The sequence below is a fragment of the Thalassospira indica genome, assembly GCF_003403095.1.
GTDB classification, from domain to species: domain Bacteria; phylum Pseudomonadota; class Alphaproteobacteria; order Rhodospirillales; family Thalassospiraceae; genus Thalassospira; species Thalassospira indica.
In genome coordinates this window covers 689,452-706,200 of sequence record NZ_CP031555.1, presented here as the reverse complement: position 1 = coordinate 706,200, position 16,749 = coordinate 689,452, and the positions used below count along the sequence as shown (strand labels likewise).

Annotated in this window: 16 protein-coding genes; 5 read left to right on the top strand and 11 right to left on the bottom strand. The window is 55.9% G+C overall.

Annotated features, from left to right (window positions below; all coding sequences use genetic code 11):
- Positions 1 to 83: 83 nt before the first annotated feature.
- The 3 genes from DY252_RS03340 to DY252_RS03330 all read right to left on the bottom strand — a co-directional run bounded on the left by DY252_RS03340 (position 84) and on the right by DY252_RS03330 (position 4,848).
- Positions 84 to 1,103 (bottom strand): Ldh family oxidoreductase, encoded by a 1,020-nt coding sequence (locus DY252_RS03340; protein WP_064787605.1) that lies wholly within the window; start codon positions 1,101 to 1,103, stop codon positions 84 to 86.
- 26 nt (positions 1,104 to 1,129) lie between these two features.
- The gene (locus DY252_RS03335; protein WP_064787607.1) at positions 1,130 to 2,278 is read right to left on the bottom strand and encodes an HPP family protein; all 1,149 of its coding nucleotides are present in this window, start codon (positions 2,276 to 2,278) and stop codon (positions 1,130 to 1,132) included.
- Between the two features lie 185 nt (positions 2,279 to 2,463).
- Positions 2,464 to 4,848: a transketolase gene (locus tag DY252_RS03330; RefSeq protein WP_064788257.1), complete on the bottom strand. Its 2,385-nt coding sequence runs from the start codon at positions 4,846 to 4,848 to the stop codon at positions 2,464 to 2,466.
- 560 nt (positions 4,849 to 5,408) lie between these two features.
- Between DY252_RS03330 and DY252_RS03325 the strand changes: the two genes are divergently transcribed.
- Positions 5,409 to 6,296, top strand: coding sequence for a substrate-binding periplasmic protein (locus tag DY252_RS03325; RefSeq protein ID WP_129542671.1), 888 nt, complete (start codon positions 5,409 to 5,411; stop codon positions 6,294 to 6,296).
- Between the two features lie 63 nt (positions 6,297 to 6,359).
- Here the strand turns inward: DY252_RS03325 and DY252_RS03320 are convergent, their stop codons facing one another.
- Positions 6,360 to 7,586 (bottom strand): methionine gamma-lyase, encoded by a 1,227-nt coding sequence (locus DY252_RS03320; protein ID WP_064787611.1) that lies wholly within the window; start codon positions 7,584 to 7,586, stop codon positions 6,360 to 6,362.
- 225 nt (positions 7,587 to 7,811) lie between these two features.
- Between DY252_RS03320 and DY252_RS03315 the strand changes: the two genes are divergently transcribed.
- Together DY252_RS03315 and DY252_RS03310 are read left to right on the top strand one after the other, a co-directional pair.
- On the top strand, positions 7,812 to 9,446 hold the full coding sequence (locus tag DY252_RS03315; protein WP_064787613.1) for a sigma 54-interacting transcriptional regulator: 1,635 nt from the start codon (positions 7,812 to 7,814) through the stop codon (positions 9,444 to 9,446).
- Between the two features lie 105 nt (positions 9,447 to 9,551).
- Positions 9,552 to 10,334 carry a 3-hydroxybutyrate dehydrogenase gene (locus DY252_RS03310; protein ID WP_064787615.1) on the top strand — a complete coding sequence of 261 codons (783 nt, stop codon included), beginning with the start codon at positions 9,552 to 9,554 and terminating at the stop codon, positions 10,332 to 10,334.
- A gap of 77 nt (positions 10,335 to 10,411) precedes the next feature.
- Here DY252_RS03310 and DY252_RS03305 read toward each other — a convergent pair whose 3' ends face one another.
- Both DY252_RS03305 and DY252_RS03300 read right to left on the bottom strand, forming a co-directional pair.
- Positions 10,412 to 10,594: a YegP family protein gene (locus DY252_RS03305; protein WP_008888404.1), complete on the bottom strand. Its 183-nt coding sequence runs from the start codon at positions 10,592 to 10,594 to the stop codon at positions 10,412 to 10,414.
- 69 nt (positions 10,595 to 10,663) lie between these two features.
- On the bottom strand, positions 10,664 to 11,548 hold the full coding sequence (locus tag DY252_RS03300) for a LysR substrate-binding domain-containing protein (protein ID WP_064779923.1): 885 nt from the start codon (positions 11,546 to 11,548) through the stop codon (positions 10,664 to 10,666).
- Between the two features lie 120 nt (positions 11,549 to 11,668).
- Between DY252_RS03300 and DY252_RS03295 the strand changes: the two genes are divergently transcribed.
- A complete protein-coding gene (locus tag DY252_RS03295) occupies positions 11,669 to 12,793 on the top strand; it encodes an S-(hydroxymethyl)glutathione dehydrogenase/class III alcohol dehydrogenase (protein WP_064787616.1) in 1,125 nt (374 codons plus the stop codon).
- Positions 12,794 to 12,870: 77 nt separating this feature from the next.
- Positions 12,871 to 13,728, top strand: coding sequence for an S-formylglutathione hydrolase (gene fghA / locus DY252_RS03290; protein WP_064787618.1), 858 nt, complete (start codon positions 12,871 to 12,873; stop codon positions 13,726 to 13,728).
- Positions 13,729 to 13,835: 107 nt separating this feature from the next.
- On the opposite strand, the gene DY252_RS03285 is transcribed toward fghA, so the two are convergent.
- From DY252_RS03285 to DY252_RS03265, 5 genes are all read right to left on the bottom strand, one after another.
- On the bottom strand, positions 13,836 to 14,432 hold the full coding sequence (locus tag DY252_RS03285; protein ID WP_064787620.1) for an energy-coupling factor transporter transmembrane component T family protein: 597 nt from the start codon (positions 14,430 to 14,432) through the stop codon (positions 13,836 to 13,838).
- Positions 14,429 to 15,103, bottom strand: a complete 675-nt coding sequence (locus tag DY252_RS03280; RefSeq protein WP_064787622.1) for an energy-coupling factor ABC transporter ATP-binding protein — start codon at positions 15,101 to 15,103, stop codon at positions 14,429 to 14,431. The genes DY252_RS03285 and DY252_RS03280 overlap by 4 nt, the downstream gene beginning before the upstream one ends.
- 78 nt (positions 15,104 to 15,181) lie before the next feature.
- Positions 15,182 to 15,730: a biotin transporter BioY gene (locus tag DY252_RS03275; RefSeq protein ID WP_064787624.1), complete on the bottom strand. Its 549-nt coding sequence runs from the start codon at positions 15,728 to 15,730 to the stop codon at positions 15,182 to 15,184.
- Between the two features lie 196 nt (positions 15,731 to 15,926).
- A complete protein-coding gene (locus tag DY252_RS03270; RefSeq protein ID WP_064787625.1) occupies positions 15,927 to 16,286 on the bottom strand; it encodes an ArsR/SmtB family transcription factor in 360 nt (119 codons plus the stop codon).
- Complete coding sequence (locus DY252_RS03265) at positions 16,273 to 16,719, bottom strand: SRPBCC family protein (protein WP_064787627.1); 447 nt, start codon at positions 16,717 to 16,719, stop codon at positions 16,273 to 16,275. Before DY252_RS03265 ends, DY252_RS03270 begins: the two co-directional genes overlap by 14 nt.
- Positions 16,720 to 16,749 lie beyond the last annotated feature (30 nt).

The following is a 16,749-nucleotide window of genomic DNA, read 5'->3' as shown; positions in this document are numbered from 1 at the left end:
GGGCGCATTGCAAGCCAATGAGCGCTTACCCAACGAAAAAAATAAACGCCATATGCCCCGATCAAGACAGAGCGCGCCTTGTCTTATTGCGGTGCCGTCAAAGCCAATAATTCATCATGCAGCGCCCTGGGGATCGTCACCCCGTTTTTGTGGCTGCGCTCACGAGCCGCGAACCGGCGTTGCGATGGCAGTCTTGCACCCTGTTTGACGATCTCGTCAAACAGCTCTTCGGCATGATCAAGATGTTGCTGCGCATCCGCGCCCAAGAAGGTTTCCGGTGAAAACGCGATAATCATTTCACCATGATGGGGCTTGCCCGGTGCATCTTCGGATGCCGCATATGTCTCGTGCCCCAGTACATCGCCAATCAACGGCCCGGCTAGCAGTCCGATCATGGTCGACAATGCCGATCCCTTATGTCCGCCAAAGGTCAGCATCGCCCCTTCAAGAGCCTTGGCTGCATCCGTTGTTGGCGCGCCGTTTGTGTCAATCGCCCAACCTTCGGGGATTGCCTTGCCTGCGCGGCGGTGCAACTCGATCTCGCCACGGGCGATCATGCTGGTGGCGAAATCAAAGGTGTAAGGCGTCTTTCCCGGACGCGGCCATGAAAAGGCAATCGGGTTGGTACCCAAAAGCGGCTTGGTTCCGCCAGCAGGTGCGACAAAGGCATGGGTTGGCGTCATGGCCATCCCCACCAGACCATGGGCCGATATCTGTTCGACTTCCGGCCACAACGCTGAAAAATGGAAACAGTTATTGATCGCCAGAACCGAAATCCCACAGTGTCGCGCCTTTTCAACAAGCTTCGGCAAGCCCATTTCAAAACCCAGAAGCGAGCATCCCTTATGCGCATTTACCCGCGTGACGGCTGGCGCCTGATCGATAATTTCCGGCAGAACATGGGTATCAAGCCCGCCATTGCGGGCGGTTTGCACACAACCCATCAGACGATAAAGCCCATGCGAATGGCACTCATCAATCTGGGCGGCAACCACGCTGCGCATGATGGCACCTGCATGTTCTTCGCCAAAGCCATTGTCCTCCAGCACGGCAAGGCTTAGCTTTTCAGCCTGTTCGATTGTCAGTGTAACAGTCTCAGTCATGGGGCTTTTCCAGTTTTGTGGGCAACTCAATCGGTAGTAATGCTTGCATGGGCCATGGCGGCGATCAAATCAGTTCGGGTCACAATGCCAATGATTTTTCCATAATCAAGAACAGGAACGGCATCACAAGCGCCATCCGCCATCAGCGGTAGCAACGCCGCAATTGGTGTATCGGGCGTGGCACGTGGTTCCGTGACAGACATGATTTCCATCGCCCGGACAGGCGCTTCACGCTTGCGATCAACCAGACGCGACATCGCCGATAACAACCCACGATCCAGACGCAATGCATCCTCACGTGCGCGGCGGATCAGATGAATTTGAAAGATCACACCAATGAACTGGCCGTCCGCGCCAATCACTGGCAAGGAGGTAAAGCCATGCTTGCGAAAAAGGTCGGCCACCTCACCAAGGGGTGTTTCCGCCTCAACAGTCACAAGATCGCGCGACATGATATCACGCGCGGTCATCGGCCCGGTGCGATGCGACGCCGCCTGCAATTCAGCCGCACCGATCAAACGCGCAAGGTCTTCAATACCAAGGTTAAGCGACTGGCTGTATTGCTGCAGGATCGCGTTTAGCTCATCCTCATCAAGGCCAAGCCGTTCGATTGGTGCACGATCTGCCGTCCGGTGCAAACCTTTGTCATCGAAATGGCGGAATGGATATGTGCGCCCGGTCAAACGGGCATAGGCAATCGCGACCAGAACCAGAATTGCTGTCACAACAGCAACCGGCGTCACGGCGAAGCGAAAGCCGAGATCCGCGATCATATCCGGGTTCAAGGCAGCGACCATCGCAACCGCACCACCAGGCGGATGAACCGCCCGTGCGACAATCATCGCTGAAATGCCCAGCCCGACCGCCAACGCAACCCGAAGCACAGGATCATCAACCATCATGCACACAGCCACCCCGGCAATCGCGGCAACGCTGTTACCAACAATCGCGGACCATGGCTGCGCAAGTGGACTGTTGGGTACTGCGAACAACAAGACGGATGTCGCACCGAATGGCGCAATCAGATAAAGACCTGCGCCTTGCAACTCGGGTACTGACAGCAAAAAACCTGCCAGCCCCAGTCCAATCAGGGCCCCGCCGCCGGCGCGCGCGGCCTCAATCGGTGTGCCAAACGGCATCGCCGGATAAAGCCCTTTAAGACTTCTGTTTTTCATAAGAACGTTTCACTGCCCGGCTCAGGGTTACACACTGAACCGATTTTAATTTTTATAAATTGCGAACAGTTCTCGTACTTACAATCCGACATTGCGTCAACTGCCAGGCCACTCCAAGTGGTCGAGCCAGACATGAAAAAAGGGAGGGCTAAGCACCCGCCCTTTCGAACATCAAGCCTGCCCTATCAATCCCAGCGTTTCGCCGCGCGCAGGATGGCCTCCGTGCCGATCTGGTAGTGATCATAAAGCGCGATGCTATCACCGCACTGGCCAAAGGCATTCACACCCAGCGGGGCGACCGCATGACCACGCACACCGCCAAGCCATGCAAGGGCCGCCGGATGGCCGTCAATCACGGTGACAAGCCGGGCATCGGATGCCAGCGGTTTCAGCAGGTTTTCCACGTGGGCCATTTTGCCATCGGCCTTGCCTTCAAGACGCGCGCGTTCAAGATCCTGCCATTCGTTATAAAGACGATCGGTCGAGGTGACGGCAAGCAGGCCAAGGCCCGGATGATCATCCGACAGCTTTTCCCACGCCGCAATCGCCTCTGGTGCCATGGCGCCGCAATAGGCAATCGCCATCTTGCAGTCTTCGCCCGGCTTGCGCAGCCAATAGCCACCCGAAATAATTTCGGTCTTCTCAGACTCTGACAGGTCTCGTTCCGGCTGCGACAGCGGCTTGGTCGACAAACGCAGGTAAATCGATCCACCGTCCGGGTCCTGCATATGTTCAAACGACCAGCCCATGATGGCGGCCAGCTCATCGCCGAAGCTGGGTTCGAAACTGGTCAGGCCCGGCTGACCCATGCCGATCATCGGCGTTGATATCGACTGGTGCGCGCCGCCTTCCGGGGCCAGCGTGATGCCACTTGGCGTTGCAACCACCATGAAACGCGCATCCTGATAACACGCGTAATTCAGCGCATCGAGGCCGCGCGCAATGAACGGATCATAAAGGGTGCCGATCGGGAACAGGCGTTCGCCAAACAAGCTGTGTGACAGGCCCAAAGCCGCGAGATTAAGAAACAGGTTGTTTTCGGCAATGCCCAGCTCAACATGCTGACCACTTGGCGATCTGATCCATTTCTGAGCCGAGGGAACCTTGCGTTCCTTGAATTCATCAGCCAGTTCTTCGCGGCCAAACAGGCCACGCTGATTCACAAACCCGCCAAGGTTGGTTGACACCGTCACGTCGGGCGACGTTGTCACGATACGATCGGAAAGGTCGCTTCTTTTCATCTTGGCCAGTTCATTCAGGATCTTGCCAAAGACTTCCTGCGTACTGGACGTTTCCGTCCGCGCGTAAGGCATTTCCGGGATGGTGATGTGTTTGGCCGATTTGTTGCGCGGGGCATCATCGTTAAACGGTGCCTTGGCGATGTAATCACGCATCTGATCAGCACTGATATCAAGGCCCGCAGCAAGATCCCATTCCTGACCGTCGGCAACGTTGTTTTGCAGCTTGAAGGCATCCATCTGCGGCACATTCATAAGGCCGGCATGGTTGTCCTTATGCCCCTGAAGCGGCGTGCCATAGCCCTTGACGGTATAGGCGATAAAGACGGTCGGCTTGTCATTGGGAACGGCATCAAAGGCACTCAGCACCGCTTCCATGCAATGGCCGCCCAGATTGGTCATCAGGTCATGGAGCTGATCATCGTCATAATCACCCAGCAGGCTTGCCAGCGCATTGTCGCCGTCCATGTCCGATGTAATCTGTTTGCGCCATGCCGCCCCACCCTGGAAGGTCAGCGCGGAATAGATGTCATTCGGTACATCATTGAGCCATTTCTTAAGCGATTTCCCGCCCGGTTTGGCAAAGGCATCATGCAGCTTGCGGCCATATTTGATGGTAATGACGTTCCAGCCAACCGCCCGGAAAAACCGGCCAATGATGCGGAACAAATGGGCATCAATCATGCCATCAAGGCTTTGGCGGTTGTAATCAATCACCCACCAGACATTGCGAATATCATGCTTCCAGGTATCAAGCAGCGCCTCATAGATGTTGCCTTCATCAAGTTCCGCATCCCCCACAAGGGCGACCATGCGACCGGGCGTTTCATCCTTGGGCAGCATGTCCTTGTAGCGCAGGTAATCTTGCGTCAGGGCGGCAAAGTTCGTCACCGCCGCACCAAGGCCGACGGAGCCGGTCGAGAAATCAACCTGATCGCCATCCTTGGTCCTTGACGGATAGGATTGCGCACCACCGAACGAGCGGAAGTTTTCAAGCTTTTCCTTGGTCTGACGGCCAAGCAGATAGTTAATCGCGTGAAATACCGGGCTTGCATGCGGCTTGACCGCAACCCGGTCCTGCGGACGCAGAACATTGAAATAAAGGGCTGTCATCAGTGTGGTCATCGACGCACAGCTGGCCTGATGTCCGCCAACCTTGATGCCGTCGCGCTTGGGGCGCAGATGGTTGGCATTATGGATTGTCCAGCTTGACAGCCAGCGCACTTTCTTTTCAAGCAGGCCAAGCATCTCAAGATCATTGGCATTGATATCGGCCGTGCTGCTTGCTTCGATGATTTCACCGATTTCCGGTGCGCTATCCTGTACTGACATTTCCTGATTGCTTTCTTTTTTATCCGATATTGCGGGTTTCATGCGATGTCGTCTGGCGTCTCAATAATTCGGCACCACAATGCCGATTTTTAGGGGCAAGTCGCGGAAATCAAGATGGCGGTCCGGCAATTCACACAAGATTCGGCAATTTCACTGAAATGTTGGAATCAGCTGCGACGATCACAGGGAAACTCTCGAATTTCCGTTCCAGCAAAAAGTCCGGAAAATAACTGCACGCACCTATTCCCGGACGAGTCGACCAAACCCGGAAGACCGCCAAATTCGATCAGCGCCGGGTGGAAGATTACGGCCCGCGTGCAACCCCGGCTCAAACTCTTTGCACAGAAATATCTTATACTGATATATAGATACCGCCTCTCCTAAAGTTCGCTTCCGGTGACGTTGAAATTGCCAAACTTTCTCTCTTTAAGATCTCTTTCCCTGACCGAAGTTATTCTATTCCGATGACAGTCTGGATCGGAGCAATTCGAGGCGTATTATCCTCTGTGGCCAACCGGTTCACAGCCATCAAAGATGTTGCCCGACAATTTCTTTGCCTGATGATCGTCACTGCGTGCCTGTTTGGTGGCATCCCCGCCCATGCGCAGTCGGCATCCGCCAATGACCCGCGCGTCGTGCGCATCCCGATGGATACACCATCGGAATTTTGCCGCGGCGAGATCACCTGGGAAGCACACCGGGAATATCACATCGATCTGTTGCGATTGGCCCTGAGACTGAGCGGGCACAACGCCACCCTTGTGCCGATATGCATGGATTACCCGACCGAAGACCGGCGTATTCCCATGCTCGAAGCCGCAGACCAGTTCGACACGGTTTTCTTTGGCACCAATGCAGAGCGCGAAGAAAGGCTGCTTGCGGTCTATATCCCGATCTATCTTGGCACCACCGGTTTGCGGCTGTTCATGCTGCATAAAGACCTCAAAGAACCGTTCAGTCAGATTGAGACGATTGACGACCTCAGGAAACTTTCCATGGGTCAGGGACTTGGATGGCCAGACAACGAGATTTTGACCGATAGCGGCTTTGACGTCGTTAGCGGACGTTACAGAACGCTTCATCGTATGCTCGACGCAAGGCGGTTTGATCTTTATCCGCGTGCCTACTGGCAGATTGCCGGCGAATGGAACTGGATGAAGTGGGAAGCACCCGGTATCGAAATTGCCCAAAAAACAGCACTTTATTACCCGCAGCCAATCTATTTCTTTGTCAGCCCCAAAAATCCTGATCTGCGCGACATCATCGAAACCGGTCTTAAGCGCGCCTTTTCAAACGGCATGATGCTGGATCTTTTGAAAACCCATCGCGATACCGCACCGTCATTCTCGCAAATTGATTTACACGATCTGAAAGTCATGCGGATCGAGAATAAACACCTGTCAGACCGATCGCGCGAAGCAATGGCTCAATACAGTCTGTTTGACTAACGCCGGACAAAAACAACAGACCGGAATGGCACTCGGCCATCCCGATCCACGGTTGATTTGCCGTTACTCGGCGGCAATCGCCATCTGATCGCCATCCAGTGCGTTGGACAGATCAGCCAGAATGTCATCAATGCTCTCAAGCCCGGCTGACAGACGGATCAGACCATCGGTGATCTGATATTCGGCGCGTTCTTCGGCGGTGTAGGTCGAATGGGTCATCGATGCCGGATGCTGGATCAGGGTTTCCGCATCGCCAAGGCTGACCGCACGGGTAATCATGTTAAGGCCGTTCATCAGTTTACGGCCTTCTTCGATCCCGCCCTTAAGCTCAAACGCGATCATACCGCCAAACCGGTCCATCTGCTTTTTGGCCAGTTTATGCTGCGGATCGCTTTCAAGACCCGGGTAAAAGACTTTCTCGACTTTCGGGTGCGCAGCCAGAAACTCGGCAATTTTCTCGGCATTGTCGCAATGACGCTCCATACGAAGCTCAAGCGTTTTAAGACCGCGCATGACAAGGTTGGCATCCTGTGCTGACAGAACCGCACCGGTCATGTCCTTAAGCCCGACCAGACGGACCTGCGTCATGTCTTCAAGCGACCCGATCACTGCACCGGCCATCAGATCGCCATGGCCGCCAAGATATTTGGTCGCGGAATGAACAACGATATCAGCACCGAGTTCAATCGGGCGCTGCAGATAGGGCGTGCAATAGGTGTTATCGACAACGACCTTGGCGCCATGCTTATGGGCAATGTCGGAAATGGCTTCGATATCGACCAAACGCATGTTCGGGTTGGCTGGTGTTTCGAAATAAACAATCTTGGTCTTGTCCGAGATCGCCTTTTCAAGTTCTGCCGGATCGGTCAGATCCACATGGGTGTGCTTGATGCCGAACTTTTCCAGACCGTGGCGGAAATAGGCAAATGTGCAGCCATAAAGCGTGCGATCAACAATGATCTCATCGCCCGGCGCAATGAAGGTCCAGAAGACCGAGGTAATCGCGCCCATGCCCGATGCAGTCGCAACGGCGGCCTCCCCGCCTTCAAGCACCGCCAGACGCTTTTCAAGCAGATCAAGGGTCGGGTTGGCGATACGGGAATAGATAAAGCCCTGCTCGTCCCCGGCAAAGAACCGCCCACCCTGCTCGGCTGTTTCGAACGCAAAGGTCGAAGACATATAGACCGGCTGGTTCAACGCCCCATTGTGGCTTTGCGGATCATAACCGTGATGGATCGCACGGGTGGCAAAGCCGGTTTTGGCACTGTTGTGTTTGTCATGGGCAGACATCAGAAGGCTCCTTGAAATGCGTTTATTCTGCCCGCATTACCGCAAGCACCATGCCAGACTTGGAAATCGCCTATTTTCAAGGACTTGCGCAAACTCCATCCAAAGTGTCTGTAAATATTTATTTACACATCACCGCAATTCCAGCCGAACAACCGCAAATAAGCTGGATTTCAGAACTTTAGCGACGTAAACTTATCGCTACAGTGTAAATTATTCGATACGGATATGCGGTTCGAAATTCGCGGTGAAAACAGGCTCGGCATTACGCGCGACGTTATCAACGTCCTGGCCGATCAGGGTTTGGACATCCGCGCGTTTGAAGTCACCACCCACCATATCTATGCCGATATCCCGGCTGTGCGCCCTGAACGCTTTCTGCTGCTGTCGCATGCGCTCAAACAAATTCCCGGTATTTTCGACATTACTGAAATCGACCGCCTGCCGACCGAACGCCGTCGCGCGCAGCTGCATGCAACGCTTGCCGCCCTTGGCGATCCTGTAATTGCCGTTGATGCCAATGGCCTGATCGCGCAGGCCAACCCGGCGGCACAGGCAATTTCAGGTACCCCTGAAAAACCTCTGCGGGATCAGGATATATCCAGTATACTACTAGAACCATCTATTGAAGATTTACGCCAAGGTGGTTTTCGACTGCCGGAACGTGAAGTGACGCTCGGCGGGCAGACTTATCTTTTGCAGGTCGAACCGATCGGCCATGTTGATGATGGGTCGGACGCCAGTGATGATGCGCCCTGGGGCGGGGTGATGGTCTTTCACCGTCCGGCACGACTGGGCCGCGTGATCACCGCCCTTCAGGATCGCAGCCACACCGGCTTTGACGACATTATTGGCACCAGTCGGGCCATGCTGCGCGTAAAATCACAGGCAGAACGGCTGGCCGCCATCGAGGCCCCGATCCTGATCCTTGGCGAAACCGGCACAGGCAAGGAACTGTTTGCGCGTGCCTGCCACCGCGCAAGTGCGCGCGCTGATCAACCGTTTCTGGCCCTTAACTGTGCGGCCATGCCCGAAGGATTGGCCGAAAGCGAACTGTTTGGGTATGCCGCCGGGGCCTTTACCAGTGCCAGACGGGGTGGAAAACCGGGGCTTCTGGAGCTGGCCGATGGCGGCACCTTGTTTCTTGATGAAATCGGCGAACTGACCCCCTATTTGCAGGCCAAGCTTTTGCGCGTGCTGCAGGATGGCCGGTTCCGGCGCGTCGGTGGAACCGATGAAATCACCGTCGATGTCCGGGTGATCAGCGCAACCAACCGCGACCTCGAGGCGATGTCCCATGACGGCACGTTTCGCGAGGATCTTTATTTCCGCCTTAACGTTCTGGGCATCACCCTGCCGCCCTTGCGCGACCGGGTCGAAGACATTGCCGATCTTGCCGCCGTTTTCATCGACCGTACCGCCCAGCAGACCGAGCGGACACCACCGCGCCTCGCCCGCGATGGGCTTGACTGGCTTTGCCGCCACGACTGGCCGGGCAATGTGCGTGAACTTGAAAACACCCTGTTTCGCGCCGTTGCGCTCCTTGATGGCGATGTCCTTGGCGCACGTGATCTGGCAGATGCCGCCACCGGCACGGCCACGACACCCGAACGAGACACCCAACAGGCGCACGGCGCGCCGGACAGCGGCGAGGCTTCCCCTGCGGGCGAGGGCGAACAGGCCGATCTGATCACCACCGCCCTTGCACAAAACGATTTCAACAGCGGCATGGATTTGCTCGAACGTGAAATGCTGGCGCGCCTCTATCCGGACTACCCAAGCTCGCGCAAACTGGCTGATCGGCTTGGCGTTTCGCACACCTCTATCGCCAACAAGCTGCGCAAATACGGGATTGGCACCTAAAAAGCCATCCGCCCGACAACAGCATTTCTTGCCACTTACATTGCACTGCGGCATGATCTTCCTAAATCAAAGGGCAGAAAGCCCATTTCACAGGGAGAAGACAAAATGCTGACAGGTAAACGCGCACTCGTAACCGGCTCGACCAGCGGGATCGGCCTTGCCATGGCCAAGGCCCTTGCGGGGGCTGGTGCTGATGTGATGCTTAATGGCTTTGGCGACTCTGACGAAATCGAGGCGACCCGCAAAGCTCTTGAAACCGAACACGGCGTCACCGCGCATTATAACGGTGCTGACCTGTCCAAACCCGATCAGATCGAAGCAATGATGAAAGACGCCGAAGCCAAATTTGGTGGCGTCGACATCCTGATCAACAATGCCGGCATCCAATACACCGCCAATGTCGAAGATTTCCCGCCGGAAAAGTGGGATGCGGTGATTGCGATCAACCTGTCATCGGTCTTCCACACCACCCGCCTTGCCGTGCCCTATATGCGCAAGAAAAACTGGGGCCGCATCATCAACACCGCATCCGCCCACGGCCTTGTCGCCTCGATCCAGAAGGCCGCCTATGTCGCGGCCAAGCATGGCGTGATCGGATTGACCAAAGTCACCGCGCTTGAAACCGCCGAAACCGGCATCACCGCCAATGCCATCTGCCCGGGTTGGGTGCGGACCGAACTGGTCGAACGCCAGATCGAGGCACGTGCGAAGGAAAACAACATCTCGGTTGAAGAATCCGCAACCCGACTTGTCTCGGACAAACACCCGTCCAAACAGTTCGTCAGCCCCGAACAGATCGGCCAGACCGCCCTGTTCCTGTGCTCGGACGCCGCATCACAAATGACAGGCACGCATCTGTCAGTCGATGGCGGCTGGACCGCGCAGTAACGCAAACACATTCCGAAACGACAAAGCCCCGCGGCCTGTGCCTGCGGGGCTTTATGTTTGCGCCGGATGATCTTGACCTAGCTCAGGTCACAATCACAGGCCGGACGTTTGGCATTGGCGATGCAATCAGACTTCTTCGAATAGCCTTGCGTCGACGCACCAACAATCTCCCCATTCTTGGCCGTACGCCGCCAACGCCAACCATCCTTTGCTTCATAGACTTCCCAAAGATCGCCGTTCGACCCTGTGCATTGTGACATCCGTTTTCTCCTTCAAACCGAAATGCTTTGCCCGGTTTGACGCTGGCGAGCCCCGTTTGTGACAGATCATCAGGATGCGGATCCCAAATACCGCCCCAGATGCTCCACCAGCATCCTGATTTTCGGGCTGAGGTGCCGGTTGGTCGGGTAAATCGCCCAAATGCCCTCATCGGATGGCTGGTATTTGGTCAGAACCGGGACCAGGTCGCCGCTGGCAATCCAGGGATCGACGTAGTAGTCGGGCAATTGCACGATGCCAATACCCTTGCGCGCTGCATCCAGAAGCGCCTGCCCGCTATTGGCGTGGATGGAGCCATGAATGCGCACGGTGCGTTCGCGACCATCCTCTTCAAAGCGCCAGTAATCAAGTGTGCCGACCAGACAATTATGGTGGTGCAATTCCGAAAGCGAATAGGGCTCCCCGCGTTTGGCGATGTAGCTGGGTGCGGCACAGGCGTAAAGGCGCCGCGTTGAAAGCTGCTGGGTCATCAGGCTACCGGTTGTGCCTTCCAACCGGCCCAGACGGATCGCCATGTCGTAGCCTTCCAGCACAAGATCAAGCTTCTGGTTGGTGAAGCGGCATTGCACTTCCAGATCGGGGTAGCGGGTGACGAAATCATTGACCAGTGGGGCAATCACGGTTTCGCCGTAAGTCGTCGGCGCGGTGAGTTTCAGCTTCCCGCGCGGCACCTCTGTCAGGTTGCCAATCGCGCGCTCTGCCTCATCCAGCCCGTCGAGCAATTGCCGACAATGCTGATAGTAAATCTGCCCGGCCTCGGTCACGCTGACCTTGCGCGTGGTGCGGTAAAACAATTGCGTGCCGAGCTTTTCTTCAAGCGCTGTGACCTGTCGGCTGACCTGGGCGACCGAAATGCCAAGCTGCTTGGCGGCATGGGTAAAATTCTGCCGCTCGGCCACGGCGATAAACTCGCTGATCCCGTCCCAGGCATTCATGCCGCGACCCCGCCTCGATTATTGCACATACGTAAAAGTGAATTACCAAAATAGCGGATTATCACATCAAGGGAAATAAATAGACTGTTGGCATCCAATTCAAACCATCGGAGTAGCGTCATGAGCGCCGAAACCATCACCTGCAAAGCCGCCATCGCCTGGGAAGCAGGCAAACCGCTGTCGATTGAAGAAGTTCAGGTCGCCCCGCCGAAAGCAGGCGAAGTGCGCGTCAAGATCGTTGCGACCGGCGTTTGCCACACCGATGCCTTTACCCTGTCGGGCGACGATCCCGAGGGCATTTTCCCGGCGATCCTTGGCCATGAGGGCGGCGGCATTGTTGAATCCATCGGCGAGGGTGTGACTAGCGTCTCGGTTGGCGATCACGTCATCCCGCTCTACACCCCGGAATGCGGCGAGTGCAAATTCTGCAAATCGGGCAAAACCAACCTGTGCCAGAAAATCCGCGAAACCCAGGGCAAGGGCCTGATGCCGGACGGCACCACGCGCTTCTCGCAGAATGGCAAGCCGATCTATCATTATATGGGCTGCTCGACCTTCTCGGAATACACAGTGCTTCCTGAAATCTCGCTGGCGAAAATCAACAAATCCGCCCCGCTTGAAGAAGTTTGCCTGCTTGGTTGCGGGGTCACCACCGGCATGGGGGCCACGGTGAACGCGGCCAAGGTGCAGAAGGGTGACTCCGTGGCCGTCTTTGGCCTTGGCGGTATCGGTCTTTCGGCCATCATCGGCGCACAGATGGCCGGTGCCGGTCGCATCGTTGCCATCGATCTGAACGAAAAGAAATTCGATCTCGCCAAGAAGCTGGGTGCGACCGATTGCATCAACCCGAAAAGCTATGACAAGCCAATTCAGGAAGTCATTGTCGAGTTGACCGATGGTGGTGTTGACTGGTCGTTCGAGTGCATCGGCAATGTCAATGTCATGCGTTCAGCCCTTGAGTGCTGCCACAAGGGTTGGGGTGAGTCGGTCATCATCGGTGTTGCCGGTGCCGGTCAGGAAATCTCCACCCGTCCGTTCCAGCTGGTCACCGGTCGCGTCTGGCGCGGCACGGCGTTTGGTGGCGTCAAAGGCCGCTCGCAGCTGCCCGATTATGTTGAACGTTACCTTGCCGGTGAGTTCAAGCTCTCGGACTTCATTACCCACACCATGAAGCTCGAAGACATCAACGAAGCGTTCGACTTGATGCATGAAGGCGAAAGCATCCGTTCGGTTATCCATTACTGATCGAAATATAAACGTTTGAATAATTGCGCCACTGCCGGAAACCATCCGGCGGTGGCCGATCAGAAGGAGGCCCCGAAATGGGTATCGAGAATTCTTCAAGCAACAAGGTCTTTGGCGGCTGGCAAAAGCAATATACCCACCCGTCAATCACCCTTGGCTGCGACATGCGTTTTGCGATCTTTCTGCCGCCGCAAGCCAGCAATGGCACCAAGGTCCCCGTCATGTACTGGCTGTCGGGCCTGACCTGCACGGATGAAAACTTCATGCAGAAGGCCGGTGCATTCCGCATTGCCGCCGAACTGGGCATCGCCATCGTCGCCCCGGACACCAGCCCGCGCGGCGATCATGTGCCCGATGACGAGAACGAGGCGTATGACTTCGGCAAGGGGGCGGGCTTTTACGTCAACGCCACGCAGGAGCCGTGGGCGCGCAATTATCGCATGTATGATTACGTGACCAAGGAACTACCGACCCTCATCAAGGATCACTTCCCGGTCAATGATGATGCGGTAATTTCCGGTCATTCCATGGGCGGTCATGGGGCGCTGATGATTGCGCTGCGCAATCCGGGAACATTCAAGTCCGTCACCGCCTTTGCACCGATTTCCAACCCGATCAATTGCCCATGGGGCCAGAAGGCGCTTGGCAATTATCTCGGTGATGACAAATCAGCCTGGAAAGACTGGGACAGCTCGGAACTGATGAAGGCCGCAAGCGCGCCCGATGTGCAGACCCCGGCCCTGGTCGATCAGGGCGGTGCCGATGGCTTTTTGGCCGAACAGCTTAAACCCGAAGTGCTTGAAGCCGCGGCCAAGACATCAAACTACCCGGTCACCATCCGCATTCAGGATGGCTATGACCACAGCTACTATTTCATCTCGACCTTTATCGAAGATCATATCTGCTTCCACGCCAAGCATCTTGGACTGAGGTGATTGCACCAACGATCTTCGACTTCCCCGGCACGCCGCCGTACTTCCCCCCCCCTCTGGCGTGTCGGGGCTTTTCTTTTCGGGGAAATCTGAAAACCTGGCGATGGTGCCTAGTCAAAGCTCCGTGCATCAATCGCATCGGCGACATCGTCGGCCATTTTAAGCGTACGGATGATCAGTGGCACCACCATCGCAACGACGGACCGATCAAGGCCGCGTGCGCGTTGGGCATCACGGATTTCCGATGCCACGGTGGAGATCACCGGAATAAAGCGCAGCACCATCGAGATCGCCAGACTGACCTTTTCCGGGTTTACGCCAATCGGGCGCAAGGGCTGCATGGCCCGTTCCAGCGATGCAAGCAGGTCTGATGTTTTGGTGGTCAGGGTCACAAGCGCGGCAAACATCACAATTGCCGCAATCCGGATGATGACCAGCAATCCCGCCTGCCAGTCATTCAGCCAAAGCTGAACGGCAAAAAAGATCACAAGCAGCCAAAGGATCGGCTTGATCTGCGCCCACATAATGCGCGGGCCAAAACCGGATACAGGATAAAGCAGCAAGACAGTCGCCAGAACATACGCCACCACCGGCCAATCGGGGATCAGGAACACGCCCGTGCCAAGGGCAATCATGGCAAGGATCTTGGCCCCGGCCGCTGCCCGATGCAGGGCAGAATGCCCGTCAATATAAAGCCCCGCGATCAAGCCATCATCTCCCGATATTTCGGAAGGACGTTTGCCGGGGTGCCATCAAGCACAACCTTGCCATCCTCAAACGCCAGCACCCGGTCGTAATCGGCAATCAGATCCAGATCATGCGAAACCGTAATCACCGTTTGATTCAGCTCGCCTATGGCGCGCTGCACCCGGTTGCGATTGCGCAGGTCCAAAAGCGTGGTCGGTTCATCAAAAACGATATAACGCGGCGCCATCACCAGCACGCCCGAGATGGCAAGGAGCTGCTTTTGCCCGCCACTTAGCAAATGACTGGGATGCGTTTTGAAATCCTGAAGGTCATAGTGTGCCAGCACGTCATCAATGCGGCGATCAACCTCATCCTTGGGAAGCTTGAGCGGTTTCAAGCCAAAGGCAATGTCTTCCTCGACCACCGGATAGACGATTTGATTGTCCGGGTTCTGGAATACAAACCCGACATGACGTCTGAGCTTGCGGCCATCCTTCGCCGCATCAACATCATCGACCAGAACCCGGCCAGACGTCGCGGTTTGCAGGCCATTCAGCAACCTGACAAAGGTGCTTTTGCCCGACCCGTTCGCGCCGACAATCCCGATCCGCTTTTCAGTTAGCGTCAGGTCAATATCAGCAAGCGCACGTCGCTGTTCAAACTGCACAGAGACATTTTCAATTCGGATCATGGAAGGACGTCCGGCTTTATCAGGGAAATTGGAATGGCTTAAAACGGGCGCAAGCACATCACTTGCGCCCATAAGACGTTAGCCCGCCTTGGAAATCAAGGGATAGGCGCGCCGGACCGCAAGGCACGCCGCGGTCGCAATCGCAACCTTGATGGCATCCCCGATCAGGAACGGAGCCGCCCCGACGGTTGCCTGCCAATAGCTGATCTCGGCCACCTCCGCGACCCAGGCATTGCCAATGGCATACAGGACGACAATCCCGCCAAAGGCGATGGACAGTGCGGCATTGAAAACATTCAGACGGTTCCAGAACTTCTCGATCAGAAGCCCGATGACAAAGGCCGAAATGGCCCAGCCAAACATGAACCCGCCGGTTACCCCGATCATCACGCCAAAGCCACCGCGCCCGCCGGACAGAAGCGGCAAGCCAACAGCAACCAGAACAAGGAACAGAACAATCGAAAGTCCGCCACGACGGGCACCCAAAATGGCCCCGGCCAACATCGGACCAAGCGATTGTGCTGTGACCGGCACACCGGTGACTGGAAGGGTGATTGGCGGAAACAGCCCAAGAACGGCGGTCAGGGCTGCAAACAGGGCGACATAGACAATATCTTTGGTCTTCATGTAACGGTTTCCCATTCCCGTTATAAGGCCGTCCTGCAATCAACCCCTTGCGCAGAATGGCCTCCGTTAACCGGTCCGCCCGACCGGCTCAACGCGATATGGGATAACCGCAAATATCATCGACGCCAAGCAAAATGACAACGGATACTGCGTAGCTCATTTAAGAGGAACGCAATATCCGATAATTTTCAAAACCTTAGGCCTCGCCATCTTCGACAAAGGACTTAAGCCGCATCAGGGCAGATTCCCAACGGCCCGCCACCTGATCAAGATAAGCGCGCGCCTCGGCCAGTTGTTCCGGGCAAAAGGCATACTGGCTTTCGCGCCCGACCCGATGGTTCTGCACAAGACCTGCCGCCTCAAGCACGCGCAGATGCTTGGTCACGGCCTGCCGGGTCATATCGGCATCATCAGACAACACCGAGATCGAGCGCGGCTTGCCATCGGCCAGACGATCAAATATCGCCAACCGTGTCGGATCGCCCAAGGCGGCAAACAGGGCGGAAAAATCCCAGTCCTGTTTGCCATTATCTGTATTTTTTTCAGCTTTCTGCATATTTCTTGATGTTTTCAAGCTGGAAGCCCCAGCCGTTTGTATTGGCCCGCAACGCATCAGCAATGCGATGGGGTGGTAGATTATCAAATCCGGTTTCGCGCACCTTTACCGATGTCGTGCCGGACGTTTCTTCAAGCCAGAATTCGACAAGGGTTTCGGGTTCGCCACTGTAATCGACTTCGGGGTCAACCGCATAGGGGTGCCATGTATAGGCGAAGTAAGCCGGTTCCTCCATCGCCTTGATCGTTGAATTCCACGGCACATGGGTGAAACCATCAATGGTGAACATGCCCCTGGATACCTCGCCCACGACAAACGGCGCCTTGATATCAATCCCGAACCAGATGCCGAATTCCTTGGAATCGGTCAGGGCCTTCCACACGCGGGAACGGGACGCTTTGATTTCAATCGACTTCTCTATGGTATTTGACATAGCGCAACCTCCTGGTTGCCTTTAACCTGC

Coding starts and splice junctions, on each gene's coding strand:
- DY252_RS03270 (WP_064787625.1), bottom strand. CDS start 16,286: ATGCAGAAAGCTGAAAAAAATACAGATAATGGCAAACAGGACTGGGAT.
- DY252_RS03300 (WP_064779923.1), bottom strand. CDS start 11,548: ATGAATGCCTGGGACGGGATCAGCGAGTTTATCGCCGTGGCCGAGCGG.
- DY252_RS03310 (WP_064787615.1), top strand. CDS start 9,552: ATGCTGACAGGTAAACGCGCACTCGTAACCGGCTCGACCAGCGGGATC.
- DY252_RS03280 (WP_064787622.1), bottom strand. CDS start 15,103: ATGATCCGAATTGAAAATGTCTCTGTGCAGTTTGAACAGCGACGTGCG.
- DY252_RS03305 (WP_008888404.1), bottom strand. CDS start 10,594: ATGTCACAATGCACAGGGTCGAACGGCGATCTTTGGGAAGTCTATGAA.
- DY252_RS03320 (WP_064787611.1), bottom strand. CDS start 7,586: ATGTCTGCCCATGACAAACACAACAGTGCCAAAACCGGCTTTGCCACC.
- DY252_RS03325 (WP_129542671.1), top strand. CDS start 5,409: ATGATCGTCACTGCGTGCCTGTTTGGTGGCATCCCCGCCCATGCGCAG.
- DY252_RS03335 (WP_064787607.1), bottom strand. CDS start 2,278: ATGAAAAACAGAAGTCTTAAAGGGCTTTATCCGGCGATGCCGTTTGGC.
- DY252_RS03265 (WP_064787627.1), bottom strand. CDS start 16,719: ATGTCAAATACCATAGAGAAGTCGATTGAAATCAAAGCGTCCCGTTCC.
- DY252_RS03315 (WP_064787613.1), top strand. CDS start 7,812: ATGCGGTTCGAAATTCGCGGTGAAAACAGGCTCGGCATTACGCGCGAC.
- DY252_RS03340 (WP_064787605.1), bottom strand. CDS start 1,103: ATGACTGAGACTGTTACACTGACAATCGAACAGGCTGAAAAGCTAAGC.
- DY252_RS03330 (WP_064788257.1), bottom strand. CDS start 4,848: ATGTCAGTACAGGATAGCGCACCGGAAATCGGTGAAATCATCGAAGCA.
- fghA (WP_064787618.1), top strand. CDS start 12,871: ATGGGTATCGAGAATTCTTCAAGCAACAAGGTCTTTGGCGGCTGGCAA.
- DY252_RS03275 (WP_064787624.1), bottom strand. CDS start 15,730: ATGAAGACCAAAGATATTGTCTATGTCGCCCTGTTTGCAGCCCTGACC.
- DY252_RS03295 (WP_064787616.1), top strand. CDS start 11,669: ATGAGCGCCGAAACCATCACCTGCAAAGCCGCCATCGCCTGGGAAGCA.